19 protein-coding genes are annotated in these 17784 nt (G+C 64.5%); 11 read left to right on the top strand and 8 right to left on the bottom strand.

All coding sequences use genetic code 11. The features are described 5' to 3' along the window. Nucleotides 1–11: 11 nt before the first annotated feature. Complete coding sequence (gene coaBC, locus ISS20_RS09565; RefSeq protein WP_291436003.1) at nt 12–1235, bottom strand: bifunctional phosphopantothenoylcysteine decarboxylase/phosphopantothenate--cysteine ligase CoaBC; 1224 nt, start codon at nt 1233–1235, stop codon at nt 12–14. A 91-nt stretch (nt 1236–1326) separates the two neighbouring features. Between coaBC and ISS20_RS09560 the strand changes: the two genes are divergently transcribed. The 6 genes from ISS20_RS09560 (at nt 1327) to ISS20_RS09535 (ending at nt 6496) form a co-directional block, all read left to right on the top strand. Further along, a complete protein-coding gene (locus ISS20_RS09560; RefSeq protein ID WP_291436002.1) occupies nt 1327–2985 on the top strand; it encodes a CTP synthase in 1659 nt (552 codons plus the stop codon). A 12-nt stretch (nt 2986–2997) separates the two neighbouring features. After that, nucleotides 2998–3855, top strand: coding sequence for a 3-deoxy-8-phosphooctulonate synthase (gene kdsA, locus ISS20_RS09555; protein ID WP_291436001.1), 858 nt, complete (start codon nt 2998–3000; stop codon nt 3853–3855). 3 nt (nt 3856–3858) lie between these two features. After that, entirely contained in the window at nt 3859–4149 is a 291-nt protein-coding gene (locus ISS20_RS09550; protein WP_056640013.1) for a DUF1330 domain-containing protein, read from the top strand. 106 nt (nt 4150–4255) lie between these two features. Further along, the gene (eno, locus tag ISS20_RS09545) at nt 4256–5542 is read left to right on the top strand and encodes a phosphopyruvate hydratase (RefSeq protein WP_291435998.1); all 1287 of its coding nucleotides are present in this window, start codon (nt 4256–4258) and stop codon (nt 5540–5542) included. A gap of 33 nt (nt 5543–5575) precedes the next feature. Continuing rightward, nucleotides 5576–5854, top strand: coding sequence for a septum formation initiator family protein (locus tag ISS20_RS09540; protein WP_015013327.1), 279 nt, complete (start codon nt 5576–5578; stop codon nt 5852–5854). A 96-nt stretch (nt 5855–5950) separates the two neighbouring features. Continuing rightward, nucleotides 5951–6496 carry a hypothetical protein gene (locus ISS20_RS09535; RefSeq protein WP_291435995.1) on the top strand — a complete coding sequence of 182 codons (546 nt, stop codon included), beginning with the start codon at nt 5951–5953 and terminating at the stop codon, nt 6494–6496. Here ISS20_RS09535 and ISS20_RS09530 read toward each other — a convergent pair. The 3 genes from ISS20_RS09530 to ISS20_RS09520 form a co-directional block, all read right to left on the bottom strand. Then, complete coding sequence (locus ISS20_RS09530) at nt 6477–6947, bottom strand: CZB domain-containing protein (RefSeq protein WP_291435993.1); 471 nt, start codon at nt 6945–6947, stop codon at nt 6477–6479. The two genes, ISS20_RS09535 and ISS20_RS09530, sit on opposite strands and share 20 nt — an antisense overlap. A gap of 200 nt (nt 6948–7147) precedes the next feature. Beyond that, nucleotides 7148–8140: an Hsp33 family molecular chaperone HslO gene (locus ISS20_RS09525; protein ID WP_291435991.1), complete on the bottom strand. Its 993-nt coding sequence runs from the start codon at nt 8138–8140 to the stop codon at nt 7148–7150. A 49-nt stretch (nt 8141–8189) separates the two neighbouring features. Then, complete coding sequence (locus tag ISS20_RS09520) at nt 8190–8714, bottom strand: gamma carbonic anhydrase family protein (RefSeq protein WP_291435990.1); 525 nt, start codon at nt 8712–8714, stop codon at nt 8190–8192. 113 nt (nt 8715–8827) lie between these two features. Between ISS20_RS09520 and ISS20_RS09515 the strand changes: the two genes are divergently transcribed. The 3 genes from ISS20_RS09515 to ISS20_RS09505 all read left to right on the top strand — a co-directional run bounded on the left by ISS20_RS09515 (nt 8828) and on the right by ISS20_RS09505 (nt 12392). Beyond that, nucleotides 8828–9631 carry a ferritin-like domain-containing protein gene (locus ISS20_RS09515; protein WP_291435988.1) on the top strand — a complete coding sequence of 268 codons (804 nt, stop codon included), beginning with the start codon at nt 8828–8830 and terminating at the stop codon, nt 9629–9631. Between the two features lie 112 nt (nt 9632–9743). Next, on the top strand, nt 9744–11009 hold the full coding sequence (locus tag ISS20_RS09510; RefSeq protein ID WP_291435986.1) for an HDOD domain-containing protein: 1266 nt from the start codon (nt 9744–9746) through the stop codon (nt 11007–11009). A 102-nt stretch (nt 11010–11111) separates the two neighbouring features. Then, a complete protein-coding gene (locus ISS20_RS09505) occupies nt 11112–12392 on the top strand; it encodes an HDOD domain-containing protein (RefSeq protein WP_291435984.1) in 1281 nt (426 codons plus the stop codon). Nucleotides 12393–12471: 79 nt separating this feature from the next. Here the strand turns inward: ISS20_RS09505 and ISS20_RS09500 are convergent, their stop codons facing one another. The 3 genes from ISS20_RS09500 to ISS20_RS09490 all read right to left on the bottom strand — a co-directional run bounded on the left by ISS20_RS09500 (nt 12472) and on the right by ISS20_RS09490 (nt 15493). After that, complete coding sequence (locus ISS20_RS09500; protein ID WP_291435983.1) at nt 12472–13434, bottom strand: tripartite tricarboxylate transporter substrate binding protein; 963 nt, start codon at nt 13432–13434, stop codon at nt 12472–12474. 87 nt (nt 13435–13521) lie between these two features. Next, nucleotides 13522–14421: a site-specific tyrosine recombinase XerD gene (gene xerD, locus ISS20_RS09495; protein WP_291435981.1), complete on the bottom strand. Its 900-nt coding sequence runs from the start codon at nt 14419–14421 to the stop codon at nt 13522–13524. Between the two features lie 106 nt (nt 14422–14527). Further along, nucleotides 14528–15493 (bottom strand): tripartite tricarboxylate transporter substrate binding protein BugE, encoded by a 966-nt coding sequence (locus ISS20_RS09490; protein ID WP_056640033.1) that lies wholly within the window; start codon nt 15491–15493, stop codon nt 14528–14530. Nucleotides 15494–15678: 185 nt separating this feature from the next. Here ISS20_RS09490 and ISS20_RS09485 point away from each other — a divergent pair, with 185 nt between their 5' ends. Then, nucleotides 15679–16584 carry an AEC family transporter gene (locus tag ISS20_RS09485; protein ID WP_291435979.1) on the top strand — a complete coding sequence of 302 codons (906 nt, stop codon included), beginning with the start codon at nt 15679–15681 and terminating at the stop codon, nt 16582–16584. Then, nucleotides 16581–17228, top strand: coding sequence for a GDSL-type esterase/lipase family protein (locus ISS20_RS09480; protein ID WP_291435978.1), 648 nt, complete (start codon nt 16581–16583; stop codon nt 17226–17228). The genes ISS20_RS09485 and ISS20_RS09480 overlap by 4 nt, the downstream gene beginning before the upstream one ends. Nucleotides 17229–17306: 78 nt before the next feature. On the opposite strand, the gene queG is transcribed toward ISS20_RS09480, so the two are convergent. Further along, a partial coding sequence (gene queG, locus ISS20_RS09475; protein ID WP_291435977.1) for a tRNA epoxyqueuosine(34) reductase QueG occupies nt 17307–17784 on the bottom strand: 478 nt, incomplete at its 5' end.

Here is a 17784-nt window from a genome sequence, read left to right as displayed (position 1 = left end):
GGTGGTGGTCGTCAAAAACGCAAAGGTGGCAAACGCGCGGCAACCTCTGCGATGAGCTGCTGCGCCAGCACACGCTTGGACGCGCGGGGCAGCTCGCGGTGGCCCTGTGCATCCACCAGCAGCAAGGCGTTGTCGTCCTGCCCAAAGGTGGCCGGGCCAATATTGCCCACCAGCAGCGGTACCCCCTTGCGCGCTCTTTTTGCCGTGGCATGGTTGAGCAGGTCATGGCTTTCAGCCGCAAAACCCACGCAAAAAAGGTCACCCTCCAGCGCATGCGACGACCGAGCCACCGTGGCCAGGATGTCAGGGTTCTCCATAAATTCCAGCGACGGGGGCTGACCCGATCCGTCCTTTTTGATCTTCTGGTCGGACTGATGAGCGGGGCGCCAGTCGGCCACAGCGGCCGTGGCAATGAACACCGAGGCGGTCTGCACATGCCGCTCTACTGCTGCCAGCATCTCCTGGGCAGACTGCACATTGACGCGCCGAACACCGCGTGGCGTTGGCACATGCACCGGCCCTGCAACCAGGGTGACATCTGCCCCCGCCTCACGGGCCGCACGGGCTATGGCAAAGCCCATCTTTCCACTCGACAGGTTGGTAATGCCGCGCACCGGGTCGATGGCTTCAAACGTGGGCCCTGCCGTGACGAGCACCGACCGGCCAGCGAGGGTCTTGGGCGTGAAAAAAGCGATCAGCTCGTCCAGCAACTCCAGGGGCTCCAACATGCGGCCATCGCCCGTCTCGCCACAGGCCTGGTCACCGTTGCCCACGCCCAGCACCACCGCACCATCCTGCGCCACCTGGGCCAGGTTGCGCTGCGTGGCAGGGTGGGCCCACATTTCGCGGTTCATGGCGGGGGCCAGCAGCAATGGCACGCGCCCTGCCGGGCGCGCAAGGCACATCAGGCTGAGCAACTCGTCCGCCCGGCCCTGCACCAGACGCGCAATAAAGTCCGCGCTACAGGGCGCAATCAGGATTGCATCCGCCTCGCGGCTGAGGTTGATGTGGGGCATGTTGTTGGGCTCGCGCGCATCCCATTGCGAGCCATACACCGCGCGGCCAGAGAGGGCCTGCATGGTGACCGGGGTAATGAACTGCTCGGCCGCCTCGGTCATCACCACCTGCACGGTGGCGCCCTCCTTGATGAGCTGGCGGCACAGATCGGCTGCCTTGTAGCAAGCCACGCCCCCACTCAGACCCAGAACAATGTGTTTGCCAGCAAGCTCATTCATGGGTCGAATTTAGCAGACGGGGGTGACCCTGCCCCCGGGGGTGTCGCCGGGGCGCCATCTATAATCCCAATTTCCCACCACCAAAAAAGACATGACCAAATTTGTCTTCGTCACCGGCGGTGTGGTGTCTTCCCTCGGTAAGGGAATCGCCTCAGCCTCCCTTGCCGCGATCCTCGAATCGCGGGGACTCAAAGTCACCCTCATCAAGCTTGACCCCTACATCAACGTAGACCCGGGCACCATGTCGCCGTTCCAGCACGGCGAGGTGTTCGTGACCGACGACGGCGCAGAAACCGACCTGGATCTGGGCCACTATGAGCGTTTCATCGAAACGCGCATGAAGAAAACCAACAACTTCACCACGGGCAAGATTTACCAGTCCGTGCTGGAGAAGGAACGTCGCGGCGACTACCTGGGCAAGACCGTGCAGGTCATTCCCCACGTCACCAACGAAATCCAGGAATTCATCAAGCGCGGCGCCGGCATCGGCACGCCCGATGCCGTGGATGTGGCCATTGTCGAAATCGGCGGCACCGTGGGCGACATCGAATCGCTGCCTTTCCTGGAAGCCGTGCGCCAGATGAGCCTGCGCATGGGGCCCAACAACGCCGCCTTCGTGCACCTGACCTACCTGCCCTGGATTGCGGCAGCGGGCGAGCTCAAGACCAAGCCCACCCAGCACACCGTGCAGAAGCTGCGCGAGATCGGTATCCAGGCCGATGCGCTGCTGTGCCGCGCCGACCGTCGCATCCCTGAAGAAGAGCGCGCCAAGATCTCGCTGTTCACCAACGTGCCCGAATGGGGCGTGATCAGCATGTGGGATGTGGACACCATCTACAAGGTGCCCCGGATGTTGCACGAACAGGGCCTCGACGGCCTCATCTGCGACAAGCTGCGCCTGAACACCCCGCCCACCAGCCTCAAGCGCTGGGACGACCTGGTGTATGAAACCGAACACCCCCAGGGCGAAGTCACCATCGCCATGGTGGGCAAGTATGTGGACCTGTCGGACAGCTACAAGTCGGTCAACGAGGCCCTGCGCCACGCGGGCATGCGCAACCATGTGCGCGTGAAGATCGACCATGTCGATTCCGAGACCATCGACAGCGCCGACGCCGCCGCCAAGCTGGCCAAGTACGACGCTATCCTGGTGCCCGGTGGCTTCGGCCAGCGTGGTGTGGAAGGCAAGATCGCCACGGCCCAGTTTGCCCGCGAGCGCAAGGTGCCTTACCTGGGCATCTGCCTGGGCATGCAGGTAGCCACCATCGAATATGCGCGCCATGTGGCGGGCCTGGCCCACGCCAACAGCACTGAGTTCGACCCCAGCACGCCCCACCCCGTGATCGCACTGATCACCGAGTGGAAGGACGCGGACGGCACCATCAAGAAGCGCGATGAAAACTCCGACCTCGGCGGCACCATGCGCCTGGGCGCTCAAAGCTCGGATGTGGCCAAGAACACGCTGGCCCACAGCATCTACGGCGATGTGGTGACCGAGCGCCACCGCCACCGCTACGAAGCCAACGTGAACTACCTGGACCAGCTGCGCAAGGCGGGCCTGGTGATCTCCGCGCTGACGCAGCGTGAAGAACTCACCGAAATCGTGGAGCTGCCGCAAACCGTGCACCCCTGGTACATCGGCGTGCAGTTCCACCCCGAGTTCAAGTCCACGCCCTGGAACGGCCACCCGCTGTTCAACGCCTTCATCAAGGCCGCCGTGGAACACCAGCAAGCCGCGAAAAAAGCATAAGGGAACCCCACCATGCAGCTGTGCGGATTCAACGTCGGCCTGGACCAACGTTTCTTTTTGATCGCGGGCACCTGCTCCATCGAAAGTCTGGAGATGTCGCTCGATGTCGCGGGCCAGCTCAAGGAAGCCTGCACGGCTTTGGGCATTCCCTTGATCTACAAGGGCTCATTCGACAAGGCGAACCGATCCTCCGGCACCAGCAAGCGCGGCGTGGGGTTGGATGCGGGCCTGAAGATCCTCGATGAAGTGCGCCGCCAGCTGCAGCTGCCGATCCTGACCGACGTGCACGACACCTCGCACGTGGCCGAGGTGGCCAGTGTGGTGGACGTGCTGCAGACCCCTGCCTTCCTGTGCCGCCAAACGGATTTCATTCGTGCGGTGGCACAAAGCGGCAAGCCAGTGAATATCAAAAAGGGCCAATTCCTGGCGCCCTGGGACATGAAGAACGTCATTGACAAGGCACGCTCTGCAGCGGCCGAGGTCGGACTTTCGGAAGACCGGTTTCTGGCCTGCGAGCGCGGCGTGAGCTTTGGCTACAACAACCTCGTGGCCGACATGACCAGTCTGGCCGAGATGCGCAACTCGGGCGCTCCCGTGGTGTTCGACGTGACCCACTCGGTGCAAAAGCCCGGCGGCCTGGGTGCCGTGAGTGGTGGCGCGCGCGACATGGTGCCCGTGCTGGCACGCGCGGGTGTGGCCGCGGGTGTGGCGGGCCTGTTCATGGAAACTCACCCCCGGCCCGCTGAAGCCTGGTCGGACGGCCCCAACGCCGTACCGCTCAAGCACATGAAGGCGCTGCTGGAGACCTTGGTGGCGCTGGACGACATCACCAAGAAAAGCGGATTTCTCGAAAACAACTTTGGAGCCTGAGACATGAGCAGTGGTTACGTCATCGCATCCGTCACCGTCACCAACCCTGAGCAGTACGAAGAGTACAAAAAGTGGAGCACCCTGGCCATGCAGGCGCATGGCGCCGAGGTGTGCATTCGCGGCGGCAAGGTGGAAGTGCTGGAGGGCGACTGGAACCCCGGCCGCACTGTGCTGCTCAAGTTCCCCAGTTTCGAGGCGGCGCGCGCCTTCTACGACACACCCGAGTACCAGAAAGCCAAGGCCGCTCGCGAAGGCGCAGCCATCATGCGCATGGTCTGCGTCGAAGGCGTCTGAACGCTGAACGCACCCGCGATACTTGCTCACTAATTGATAGCTGCTGGCGCATATATCACCTGCACCAGAGCATGATTTGATCTAAAACTTCTGCAAAAGGAAAACCATGAGTGCCATCGTTGACATCGTCGGTCGCGAAATTCTGGACAGCCGCGGCAACCCCACCGTCGAATGCGACGTGTTGCTCGAATCGGGCGTGATGGGCCGGGCCGCTGTGCCTTCGGGCGCATCCACCGGCAGCCGCGAAGCCATTGAAATGCGCGACGGCGACAAGGGCCGTTACCTGGGCAAGGGCGTGCTCAAAGCGGTGGAATACATCAACACCGAGATCAGCGAAGCCGTGCTGGGCCTGGATGCCTCCGAGCAGGCTTTCCTGGACAAGACCCTGATCGACCTCGATGGCACAGAGAACAAGAGCCGCCTGGGCGCCAACGCGATGCTGGCCGTGTCCATGGCTGTGGCCCGCGCTGCGGCCGAAGAGTCTGGCCTGCCCCTGTACCGTTATCTGGGCGGCATGGGCAGCGTGCAATTGCCCGTGCCCATGATGAACGTGATCAACGGCGGCGCACACGCCAACAACAGCCTGGACCTGCAGGAGTTCATGATCATCCCCGTGGGTGCTCCCACGTTCCGCGAAGCCGTGCGCTGGGGCGCCGAAGTGTTCCACGCCCTGAAGAAGATCCTGCATGACAAGGGCATCAGCACTGCTGTGGGCGACGAAGGCGGCTTTGCCCCCAGCGTTGAAAACCACGAAGCGGCCATCCGCCTCATCCTGCAGGCCATCGAAGCCGCTGGCTACACGGCAGGCGAGCAGATCGCCCTGGGCCTGGACTGCGCCGCAAGCGAGTTCTACAAGGACGGCCACTATGTGCTGGAAGGCGAAGGCGGCCTCAAGCTCACCGCCCAGCAATGGACCGACATGCTGGCGGCATGGGTTGACAAGTACCCCATCATCAGCATTGAAGACGGCATGCATGAAGGCGACTGGGACGGCTGGAAGCACCTGACCGAACGCTTGGGCGACAAGGTGCAGCTGGTGGGTGACGACCTGTTCGTGACCAACACCAAGATCCTGAAGGAAGGTATCGACAAGCGCATCGCCAACTCGATCCTCATCAAGATCAACCAGATCGGTACGCTGACCGAAACCTTTGCTGCCATCGAGATGGCCAAGCGCGCAGGCTACACCGCCGTGATCTCGCACCGCTCGGGCGAAACCGAAGACAGCACCATTGCCGACATCGCCGTGGGCACCAATGCGGGCCAGATCAAGACCGGCTCGCTGTCGCGCTCCGACCGCATCGCCAAGTACAACCAGCTGCTGCGCATCGAAGAAGACCTGGGCGACATCGCTCAGTACCCCGGCCGCGCTGCGTTCTACAACCTGCGCTGAGCCCTGGCAGCCCTCGCCTGAGCGAGCCCTCCGTTGGTCTCCCGCATCGTCCCCGTCATCCTGCTGGCCTTGCTGGCAGCGCTGCACGCCCAGCTTTGGCTGGGGCGTGGCAGCGTGCCGCGCGTCAATGCGATGCAGCGGCAGATTGATGTGCAGAAGGCGGCCAATGAGCAGGCCCGCCAGGTGAATGCGCGGCTGACCTCGGAGGTGCATGACCTCAAGGAAGGCCTGGACATGGTGGAAGAAAAGGCGCGCAGCGAGCTGGGCATGGTCAAGCCCAACGAGGTGTACGTGCAGTTCACGCCCCGTTGATCTGCCGCGCGGGGCCATGCCGCCGCGTTGCGATATCCCACGCCGTCCACACCCATAACGCAGACATTACCGGGGGCTGCGTCTTCCTTCATCTCCGTGCAGCAGCCTTCTCCCCCACCACCCCTGATTGCCCTGCTGGGCGCCCCCCACACGGGTGTGGCAGCATTGGCCCAGGCGCTGTATCAGCAGATCACCCCAGGCTCGGTACACATCACGCTGCACCACCCTCACCTGGCCAGCCCGCTGCCCGCACAGCACACAGGCGCCGACGCAGTGGCATTGACTCTGCTGATGGGACTGGACCAACCCTGCCCCGCCGAGGAGCGGGCTGCACAGGAGGCCCTCGACACCCAGTTGCGCGCCGCCCTGGCGGCTGCAGCGGTCCCCTACCGCGTGGTGTATGGCGCTGGCGAGCAGCGTATCCGCAATGCACTCATTGCTATACAGAAGATAGCACCCCAGGCATATTCCACTAGCGCGAGGGCTGAATGGGACACTGAAAATGCGCCAAGAACCACCCGGCTGCGCGCCTGGAACTGCGAGAAGTGCAGCGACCCCACCTGCGAGCACCGGCTGTTCACCGCGCTCGTCGAGCAGCGGGACACCCCATCAGCACCCGATGTCACACCAGACCGCGCTTGAGCTCCTTGAGTAGCAACACCACCTGGCTGGAGCCATAGCGGTAACCGCCGTTGAGCACCTGCACGGCCCGGTCCCATTCGCCCTGCTGGGCCAGTTCCACCAGTGTGGCGGCCTGCTCGTGAAAGTATTGATAGCGTGCCACCAGCAACGGGTAGGCCGGCTGGTCGCCCAGCAACTCGCCGCCTACGCCGTGCAGCCAGCGGCCCAGCGCACTGCGGTCAGAGCGGCGCACCAGCGCCGGGTCCAGCCCGACGGAGGTACGACCCTCCAGGTAATCCATCAGGCGGTCTTTCCAGCGCTCATGGGCATTGATGGCTGCGTCGATGTCCAGCGCAGCGAGCAAGGTATCGGCACGCCGCGAGTCTGGCGCGGCCTCGCTGTCGTACAGCGCCAGCGGGTGCGCAGCCGGACTGGCTCGGTGCCCCCCCAGAACGCGGCGAAGAAACTCCATGACACACCTCGGTAGATTCCTGCGCGACCCGCTGCGGTCGCATGAACACACACACAGGCCTTGCGGTCAGACCTGGTGCAACGGCCCCAAGCAGCGGCAGGTGCTGCTGCATGGTGACCCAGGAATCTTAGGCGTGGATGGCGGGGGCGATTGTCAACGATGGTCAGCCGACCACCGCGCCCGATGGAGACTCCGGACGGCTACTGGATGCCTGTGGGCCCGGGGGGCTGCGCAACCGCTGGCGAGACAAAAATCTGCGCGGCATCCACGGCGTCAAACCGGTACTGCTGGCCGCAGAACTCGCAACCCACCTCGATGTCATCGCGCTCGGCAAGGATGCTCTCAGCTTCTTCCGCGCCCAGGTTGCGCAGCATGTTGCTCACGCGCTCGCGGCTGCAGGTGCAGGCAAAACGCGGGCCGCTGGCACCCTGCTGGGGTTCAAAGCGCAGCAGCTTTTCCTCCCAGAACAGACGGCGCAGGATGGTGTCCACGTCCAGCGTCAGCAGTTCTTCGCGGGTCAGGCTGGCAGCCAGGTGGGCGATGCGGTTGTAGTCCTCGTTGTGGCCGATCTGGTCTTCGTTCTCACGGTGCGAGAGGCCGGCGGCCAGGTTGCCCTCGCCCTTGATGGGCATGCGCTGGATCAACAGGCCCGCAGCCACCTGGTCATTGGCGCCCAGCACCAGGATGGTGTCGAGCTGCTCGGACTGCAGCATGTAATGCTGCAACACGTCCGACAGGCGTTCCAGCTTTTCGTGGTGGTCGCCGTGCAGGGGCACCACCCCCTGGTAGGGCTGCTGGCCGGGGTGTCGGTCCTTGGGGTCCAGCGTGATGGCGCAGCGGCCGCCGCCGCCCACGTTGACCATCTGGGACAGGCGCGTGCCGTCGGGCACCTCGCCATTCACCGTGGCGGTGGCGCGCAGGCTCAGGTCCGACTGCACCTCGACCACGGCCAGTTTGACAGGGCCATCACCAAACACCTGCAGCACCAGCGCGCCATTGAACTTGATGTTGGACTGCATCAGCACACCGGCGGCAGCCATCTCGCCCAGCAACTCGCTCACGGGAGCGGGGTAAGCACCGGTGGCGGTGTTGCCCGCGCGGCGCTTCAGGATCTCGGTCCAGGCATCGGTCAGGCGCACGATCATGCCGCGCACGGGCAGACCATCGAAAAGAAACTTGTGGAGTTCAGACACGCAGGGGTTCCAGGAGAAAAAATCAGCAGCGAGCGCGATGGAGCGGCATTCAGCCGATTTTGTGCAGGCCGCGTTGAAAGCGGCGCGCATTGTCGATGTAGTGCTGGGCGCTCTGGCGCAGGCCTTCGATCTGCTCAGGGGTGAGTTCACGCACAGCCTTGGCCGGGCTGCCAATGATCATGGAGCCATCGGGAAACTCCTTGCCCTCGGTGACCAGCGCACCGGCGCCCACCAGGCAGTTCTTGCCGATCTTGGCGCCATTGAGCACCACGGCACCAATGCCGATCAGCGACTCGTCGCCGATGGTGCAGCCGTGCAGCATGACCTGGTGGCCCACCGTCACGCGCTCGCCCACCACCAGGGGCTTGCCGAAGTCAGCGTGCAGCACGCTTGCGTCCTGGATGTTGGAGCCTGCGCCAATGGTGATGCTCTCGGTGTCGCCCCGCACCACGGTGCCGAACCACACGCTGGCGTCTTCACCCAGCACCACATTGCCCATCACCTGCGCACTGTCGGCGACCCAGGCCGACGCCGCCACTTGGGGAGCCACACCGTCGAGTTCGTAAATTGCCATGCACCTACTCCGCTGAAACAAAAGAAGCGGCACGCCACGGCGCGCCCTGAGAGGTCGCCAATCGTTACAAAGCGCAAGCCTTGGTGCCGATGGCAAGGCCTAGAATTGTAAGGATGGAGCTTCGCCACCGTGCACTGCAGGTCTTGTGCCTGGCAGACCCCGAACAAAAAGCGGCTGCAGCGCTTGACCTGCATGCCCAGGCAGCTACGCTTTCAATAGCAGACGCCGCCCCTGCGGCTCCCGCCGACCCAGACGCCCTCCCTGGCCGCCCCGAACGCCCCCTGTTGCTGCGCCATACCCAGGTGGCACGCCGCTCTCCCGCGAGCCCCGAGGGCCGGGCCATTCTCATCCACGCGATAGCCCACATCGAGTTCAACGCCATCAACCTGGCGCTCGATGCCGTGTGGCGCTTTGACGGTATGCCCCGCACCTACTACCAGGACTGGATGCGCGTAGCGGCCGAAGAGGCCAAGCACTTCAGACTGCTGCGCGACCACCTGCGCAGCCAGGGCCATGACTATGGGGATTTTCCGGCCCACCAGGGGCTGTGGACCATGTGCGAGAAGACCCGGCACGATGTGCTGGCCCGCATGGCCCTGGTACCGCGCACGCTGGAAGCCCGAGGGCTCGACGCCACGCCGCAGATCCAGGCCAAGCTGCGCCAGGTGGGCACGCCAGACGCCCTGGCCGCCGTTGCCATCCTCGACGTGATCCTGCACGACGAAGTGGGCCATGTGGCCATCGGCAACCACTGGTACCGCTGGCTGTGCGAGCGCGCGGGCCAGGACCCGGAAACCCTCTACGGCGCGCTGGTGCAGCGGTACGAAGCCCCCCGCCTGAAGCCACCGTTCAATGAGTCGGCGCGACGCAGCGCCGGTTTCAGCGACGCCGAGCTGCGCTGGCTGCAGCAGGCATGAGCCCCACGCCATGACGAAGAGCCTGATGACGGCCTGAGGGGAATGCGATGGCTCCTACAATTCTCGGCAAAGCCCCCAGCGGGCCAGCGCTCCCTATTTCACGAACACGCCCATGACCCAAGCCTTCCCCCCAGGCACGCCCCCCGCGCCCCCTTCCGGCAACCAGTCGTCGGTCGCCATGATTGCGCGCCAAGCCATCGTGAACGCGCAGCAGGTGGTGGTTGGCTACGAGCTGTTCAACCGCTCGCGCAGCGGCGCCGCCCACACGGCCGCCACCGACGTGATCCTGGTATTCACCGCCCTGTCGCACGCCGGCACCGAGGAGCTGGTGGGCAAGAAGCTGATCTTCGTCAACTGCACCCATGAAAGCCTGTCGGGCGGCCACCTGGAGCTACTGGACCCGGACAAGGTGGTGCTGGAGATCCCCCCGCTGGGCCATGCTGCCGCCGAAGAGGTTGCCACACGTCTGCCCATCCTGACCGAGTTGCGCGACCGGGGCTTTCACCTGGCCTTCAACCACACAGTGCTGCAGTCGGCGTATGCACCGTGGCTGCCGCTGGCGGATTACATCAAGCTGGACCTGTCGGTGCTAGCGGCCGACCAGCTGGCGGTGCTGATCAGCTACGCGGGCCGCCACAGCAAGGCAGAGCTGATCGCCGAGAAGGTGGAGACGGCCCAACAGTACGACATGGTGTCCAGCCAGGGGGTGCAACTGTTCCAAGGCTACTGGTTTGCCCGCCCCTCTCTGGTCGAGACCAAGCTGCTCACGCCGTCGCAGGCCAGCATCATCGAGCTGATCAACCAGGTGCGCAAACAGGCCAGCACCGACGAGATTGAAGAAGTGCTCAAGAAGGACGCCGGCCTGGCCTTCAACCTGATGCGCCTCATCAATTCGGCCGGTTTTGGCCTGTCGCGCGAGATCACCTCGTTCCGCCAGGCCGTGATGCTGATGGGCCTCAAGAAACTGTTCCGCTGGGCGGCGCTGCTGCTGACCGCATCGCGCAACAACGGCACGCCATCGTCGGTAGGCCACACCGCCGTGGTGCGTGGGCGCCTGATGGAACTGCTGGCGCTGGAGACTCTGCCCCCCGAGGATGCCGATCAGGCCTTTGTGGTGGGCATCTTCTCGCTGCTGGACGTGATGCTGTCCATGCCCATGGAGTCGGCCATTGGCCTGCTCAACGTGCCTGAACCCGTGGCGGCCGCGCTGCTGCGGCGCGAAGGCTTCCTGGGCGATCTGCTGACCCTGGCCGAGGCCTGCGAATCCAGCGACGACGCCGTGTTTGACCGCACCGCCGGCCTGCTGCACCTGACCAGCCAGCAGATCAACTTTGCCCACCTGCAGGCACTTGCCTGGGCCGACCACATCACCGATTGACATGCGCCACAGCCATCCTGGTGGCCGGTGGTCAGACTTTGATTCTCTGCCAATGCCCAGCGGTCTAGAATGACCGCACAGCCCTTCATTTCAGTGGACCCCATGTCGAGCACACCCGAACAAGACACCCCGGACGCCGCAGTGCCTGTGGTCGAACCCGTGGACGAGAACCTTGCCATCATTGCGCGCCAGGCCATCGTGGACGAAAGCCGCGCGGTCTATGGCTACGAGCTGTTCGACCGCTCCACCGCATCTGACTCTCACACCGCAGCCAGCGATGCAGCCCTGCTGTTCAATGCCCTGTCTTACGCGGGCACCGAAGCACTGGTCGGCAAGAAGACGGTGTTCATCAACTGCACCCATGACAGCCTCTCGGGCGGCCATCTGGAGCTGATCCACCCTGAAAAGGTGGTGCTCGAAGTGCCCCCGTTGCCCGACAGCGCCACTGCTGAAGAAATCGAAGGCCGCGTGCCCACGCTGGAGGCCCTGCGCACGCGCGGCTTTCGCCTCGCTTTCGACCAGCAGGCCCTCAAGCGCGCCTACACCACCTGGCTGCCCATGGCTGCCTTCATCAAGCTCGATATGCAGGCCTTCAAGCCCGAGCTGGCAGCACCCCTGGTCAAATTTGCGACCACCCACAGCAAGGCCACGCTGGTGGCAGAAAAGGTGGAAACCGCCGAGCAGTACGAGCTGATGCGCGGACTGGGCGTCAAGCTGTTCCAGGGCTACTGGTTCGCTCGCCCTTCACTGGTCAAGGCCACCACCATTCGCCCCTCGCAGGCCACCATCATCCAGCTCATCAACCTGGTGCGCAAACAGGCGAGCACGGCCGAGATCGAAGACCTGCTCAAGAAAGACCCCACCCTGTCTTTCAACCTGCTGCGTTTCATCAACTCATCGGGTTTTGGCCTGTCGTGCGAGATCACATCGTTCCGCCATGCAGTGATGATCCTGGGCCTGAAAAAGCTGTTCCGCTGGGCGGCTCTGTTGATGACCACCTCGCGCGCAGGCGGAGCGCCACCAGCCGTGGGCCAGACCGCCGTGGTGCGCGGGCGCCTGATGGAGCTGTTGGCCGCTGAACTGCTGCCTCCCGAAGAATGCGACAACGCCTTTGTGGTGGGCGTGTTCTCGCTGCTGGACACCATGCTGGGCGTGCCACTCGAAAAGGCCCTGGAGTCCGTGGCACTGCCCGAACCCGTGATGGATGCCCTGCTGCGTGGCACCGGCGTATTTGCACCATTCCTGGACTTGACCAAGGCCTGCGAAAGCGGCGATGAAGTGGCCTTTGCCAAGAACGCCGATGCGCTGCACCTGTCCAACCGCCAGGTGAACTGGGCCCACCTGCAAGCGCTGACATGGGCAGAGACCCTGAACGAAGAATAGCCTCGTTCTTCCACTCTCCCCAACGCCACAGGCCCTGCTTTGTCAGGGCCTGTGGCGTTTCTGGGGTGCCCCACCCCGATCAGTTGCCCTGGATGCCCGCAGCGCGGATGATGCGCGCGTTGTTCTCGAACTCCAGCGCGATCTGGCGCACGAACTCGGCCGTGGTGCCACCGGTGGGCACGTTGTCGGTGGCATCGAGCTTGGCACGGATGTCCGGCAGGGCCAGGGCCTTGTTCACCTCGGTGTTGATGCGTGTGATGACCGTCTTGGGAGTCTGCGCGGGTGCATAGAGGCCAAACAGGGACGACAGGTTGGCTGCTGGCTGCCCCAGCTCGGCCAGCGTGGGCACCTGGGGCAGCGAATCCAGTCGCGCTGGAGCCCCCACCGCCAGCGGCTTGAGCTTGCCCGCCTGGATGTGCTGCAGCACGGCGGGCCCAGCGTTGGTCGATAACACCTCAAACTGCCCGCCCAGCGCGTCGTTCATCTGCTGGCCGCCGCCCTTGTAGGGAATGTGCGTGATCTGCACCTGCGCCACCGACTGGATCTGCTCCAGCATGATGTGGCCCAGCGAAGCCTGCCCTGAGGTGGCCCAGCGCACCGTGCCGGGCTGAGCCCGCGCACGGGTGATCAGGTCCTTGAAGTCGGTCGCACGGCTTGCGGGCGTACCCAGCAGCAGCACCGGCGAATACATCACGCTGACCACGGGTGCGATGTCCTTTTGCGGGTCGAAGGGGGACTTGCCCAGGTGCGGATTGAGTGCCAGTGGGCTCACCGCCGCAAAGCCAAAGGTGTAGCCGTCCGGCGCCGACTTGGCCACGGCATCCACACCCAGGCTGCCGCTGGCTCCCGCCTTGTTCTCAATGACCACAGGCGTGCCCAGCTGCACGGCCAGCTTGTCAGCCAGCGCGCGGGCGATGTTGTCGCTCACGCCTCCGGCCGGGTAGGCCACGACGATGCGGATGGGTTTGGCCGTAGGCCAGGTTTGCGCCAGGGCCAGCGCAGTGGCGCCTGCCAGGCAGGCGCCAACGATCAGTTGCTTCATTCGGGACTTTCTTGTCAACGGAGATAAAGAGAACGAAAAGCAGAAAACGGAAAGCGGACCATCCAACCCCATTTTCGGTAAAGGACCCTAGCCCCTCGGGTGGTGCTGTGCATGCAGGGACTTGAGCCGCTCGCGCGCCACATGGGTGTAAATGGTGGTGGTGGAGATGTCGGCGTGGCCCAGTAGCAGCTGCACCACGCGCAGGTCGGCGCCATGGTTGAGCAGGTGCGTGGCAAACGCGTGGCGCAGCGTGTGTGGCGACAGCGGCACCGTGATGCCCGCCACCTGCGCCCATTTTTTGACGATGACCCAGAACATCACCCGCGTCATGCCACTGCCGCGCTGGGTCACGAACAGGTCGTCTGTCTGCTGCCCACCCAGGATGGCGCTGCGGGCCTCGTTCAGATAGCGCTCCAGCCAGGCACGCGCCTCTTCGCCAAACGGCACCAGGCGCTCCTTGCTGCCCTTGCCCATCACGCGCAGCACGCCTTCGTTCAGACCGACCTGGAAGGTCTTGAGCGTGACCAGCTCGGTCACGCGCAGGCCGCTGGCGTACATCAGCTCCAGCATGGTGCGGTCGCGCAGGCCCAGGGGGTTGCCCAGGTCGGGCGCGTTCAGCAGCGCCTCCACCTGCGCCTGCGACAAGGTCTTGGGCACGCGCAGCGGCTGTCGTGCGGCCTGCAGCCGCACCGTGGGGTCGGCGGTGATGCGTCGCTCGCGCAGCGCCCAATGAAAGTAGCGGCGCAACACCGTGAGGCGCCGGTTGGCTGATGTGGCGCGCGTCTGCGCATGGCGGGCGGCAAAGTAGCCCTGCAGGTGGTGCTCGGCCGTGTCGTCCAGCGCCAGGGCGGGCTGCTGGTCGGCCAGCCACTGTGCGTACAGCGTCAGGTCACGCCGGTAGGCGGCCAGCGTGTTGCGCGACAGGCCATCCTCCAGCCACAGGGCGTCCACAAAGGTGTCGATGGCATTCAGGCTGGGAGCGAGCATCCAAAAACCATAGCACGTATCGCACCTGTCGCCAGCGTCACCCACAAAAAAGCCGCCCGGAAATAGGGCGGCTTGGTGGGGCGGCTTGAGAGTGAAGCCGTGTTGCTTATTCCAGCGTCAGCTTCTGCTTGACGACCACATCCTTGTACACAGCGAACTCGGCCTTGATCTGCTCGGCAAACTGCTCGGGCGTGTTGCCGATCACGAGCGAGCCCGTGTCTTCAATGCGCTTTTTCACGGCCGGGTCTTCCAGGGCCTTGCGCACACCGGCATTGATCTTGTCCACCACGTCCTTGGGCAGACCCTTGGGTCCGACGATGCCGTAGTAGGCCATGCGGTTCACCGGCTCCAGGCCCAACTCCTTGAAGGTGGGCACATTGGGCAGGGCCGCCACACGCTGGGGCGCTGCCACCACGATGGGCACCAAGCGGTTTTCCTTGATGAAAGGCAGCGCCGAAGGCAGGTTGTCAAAAATCATGGGCACCTGGCCGGCCACAGTGTCGTTCAAGGCCGGGCCCGCGCCCCGGTAGGGGATATGGGTCACAAAGGTGCCTGAGAGGTTCTTGTACAGCTCCATCTGCAGGTGGCCGATGCCGCCCGTGCCGGACGACGAGTACGAATACTTGCCGGGCGACTTCTTCAACTCCGCCACGAACGACTTGTAGTCCTTGGCCGGGAAGCTAGGGTTCACCGCAATGATGTTGGGCGTGGCCGCGATGTTGATGATGGGCGAGAAGTCCGTCAGCGGGTTGTACGGCGTCTTTGGGTTGATGGCAGGGTTGGCTGCGGTGGTGGACACCGTGGCCACGCCCAGCGTGTAGCCGTCGGCCGTGGCGCGGGCCAGCTCGGCAGCACCCACAATGCCGCCGCCACCGGCCTTGTTGTCCACGATCACGCTCTGGCCGAGCACGCGGCCCAGCGGCTCGGCGATCACGCGCGCAATGATGTCGGTGGTGCCACCGGGTGCAAAGGGCACAACCAGTCGGATCACCTTGTTGGGGTAGCCTTGTGCGGCGGCCGATCCAGCGGCGGCTGCCAGGACGGTCAGCGCGAGCCATTGACGACGATGCATGGAAATCTCCTTCGTGCGGGGTAACAACAAACAGCGCCGATGGTATGCCCAACGCGCGCCAAACCACCCTGCGGATTCCACATAAGGGCTAACCCTGAAAACAGAGCGCACCGGCAAAGCCTCTGCCCCCACCGACTCGCCAACAGTGGCCCAGCGGCTTGCCATGCATCAAGTATTCTCGGTGCGTGAACTACGCCCAACTGCTGCTCCCCGACTTTTCACTCATCTTCCTGGGCTACCTGATCTGCCGGTACACCGCCCTGAACCGCTCGGTCTGGCAGCCGGTGGAGAGCCTGGTGTATTACCTGCTGTTCCCCGTGCTGCTGTTCCAGTCCATTGTCAAAAGCCCGATGGATATCGGCGCGGCGTCGGGACTGATCGGGGCGGGCATGCTGTCGGGCGTGATCGGCATCGGGCTGGCCTACAGCCTGCCGTACTGGCCCTGGGTGGGCAAGCGCATCGATGTGCGCGACCACGCGGCCAGCGCGCAGGTGGCGTTCCGCTTCAACTCCTTCATTGGCCTGGCGATTGCCGAGCGGCTGGCAGGCACGCAGGGCCTGTTGATGATTGCTGTGCTGATCGGTGTGTGTGTGCCCCTGTTCAATGTGGCCGCCGTGTGGCCCATGGCCCGGCACGGGCAGCACAGCTTTGCGCGCGAGCTCTTGCGCAACCCGCTGATCATCGCCACCGCCTCGGGGCTGGTGGCCAATCTGCTGGGTTTTCAGATCCCTGAATGGGCGGTGCCCACGGTCAGCCGCATCAGCGCCGCGTCGCTGGCGCTGGGCCTGATGGCAGCCGGGGCGGGGCTGCAGTTTGGCCTGCTCACACGGGGCAAGACGCTGAGCGTGTCGGTACTGGCCATCCGCCACCTGGTGCAGCCGCTGGTGGCGTTTTCCATGGCGCGCATATTCGGACTCGATGCCGTGCAGACCACCGTGCTGCTGGCTTTTGCGGCGCTGCCCACGGCATCGACCTGCTATGTGCTGGCGGCGCGCATGGGCTACAACGGGCCTTATGTGGCGGGGCTGGTCACGCTGTCCACCTTGCTGGGCATCGTGAGCCTACCGTTTGCTCTGGGGGTGCTGCGATGAACCTTGGCCTGAACCGCAGGCTGCTGCTCGGCGCCAGCCTGACCACCGCGTTCGGCCTGATCGCCTGCGGCCGCAAACCGCCGCGTGCCCAAGCCATCCCGGCAGGCGCCACGGTGCTGGCGCTGGGCGACTCGCTCACGTCGGGCGTGGGCGCGTCGGCCGACACCGCCTACCCCGCCGAGCTGGCGCGCCTGACGGGCTGGAAGGTGGTCAACGGGGGCGTGTCGGGCGACACCTCGGCCCAGGCGCTCGCGCGCCTGCCAGACCTGCTGCAAAAGCACCAGCCCGCGCTCGTCATCGTAGGCATTGGCGGCAATGACTTTTTGCGGCGCCAGAGTGCAGCCACCGCGCGCGCCAACATCCTGCGCATCTGCACCGAGGCACGAGCGAGTGGTGCCCAGGTGCTGCTGGTGGCCGTGCCCGAGCTGTCGCTACTGGCGGCCGCTGGCCGACTGAGCGATCACCCGCTGTACGAAGAAGTTGCCAGCGAACTGAAGATCCCGCTGCATGCCAAGGGCTGGTCGGGAGTGCTGGCGCAAGAGCGGCTGAAGTCAGACCAGATCCATGCCAACGCCGCCGGTTACGCCGAGTTTGCCCAGGGGCTGGCTGGCACCTTGCGGCAGACGGGGTTGCTGGAGCAGTGAGTCCCAGGCTCAGCGGTTATTACTCACATTTTGATAGCTGCCAAGGCATATCGCACTAGCGCTACTGGTCGATTTCGTTCACAAACGCTCTCCAGCCGCATCCAGAGCCCAGGCCACATGCTCACGCACCAGGGCGCTGGCGTCCTCCGCGCGTGACTGCAGCGCCGCGCGCAAGGTCTCGTCGCCAGTGGCATGCAGCGCATTGCCCAGTGCCACGGCCACATTGCGCAGCCAGCGCTCATGGCCAATGCGCCGGATGGGGCCACCCTCGGTCATGCGCAGGAACGTGGCCTCATCCCACGCAAACAGGTGCACCAGCTGCTGGCCCGCCAGGCCCTTGCGCTCGTCAAAGTCGGGCAGTCGGCTGACCTGCGCAAACTTGTTCCAGGGGCAGATGAGCTGGCAGTCGTCACAGCCATAGATGCGGTTGCCCATCAGCGGGCGCAACTCCACTGGAATGGGCCCTGCGTGTTCGATGGTGAGGTACGAGATGCAGCGGCGCGCGTCGATGCGGTGCGGCGCAATGATGGCCTGCGTGGGGCACACATCGATGCAC

Origin of the sequence: Acidovorax sp., from assembly GCF_016783915.1 — a bacterium.
In the GTDB taxonomy this organism is placed as follows: Bacteria; Pseudomonadota; Gammaproteobacteria; order Burkholderiales; family Burkholderiaceae_C; genus Acidovorax.
Note: the sequence above shows the minus strand (reverse complement) of the source record. Positions and strands in the feature narration are given on the sequence as shown.